The 281-nt window shown below is 45.6% G+C and carries 1 protein-coding gene; it reads right to left on the bottom strand.

Features of this window, described 5'->3' with window-relative positions:
- On the bottom strand, positions 1–281 hold a 281-nt coding region (locus ACPYOM_RS22325), incomplete at both ends, for an alpha/beta fold hydrolase (RefSeq protein WP_481347638.1).

Here is a 281-nt window from a genome sequence, read left to right as displayed (position 1 = left end):
CCGTACGGTTTGTCCGACTGTCCGAATCCTCTCAAAGTGATCCCAATCACACGGTAACCTGCTTTGATTAGAGGAAGATACTGATACTCCCAGGAAGCATCACTTACCGGATATCCGTGAATTAAAACAACCGGTTTTCCTTCACCAAGGTCGGTTACGTGAAGTCTTACGTTAGGTTCAACTTCGATATATTCCGCTCTTGTCTGGGCAGTGGTCTCTGCTGCATCCTGAGATTGATTTTCTGATTTGTTAGCCTTCGTACAGGAAACAAACATCAGTGC

This window comes from Monashia sp. HAY1-2A, from assembly GCF_056755315.1.
The sequence above is the reverse complement of the archived record's forward strand: the minus strand, read 5'-3'. Positions and strand labels throughout refer to the sequence as shown.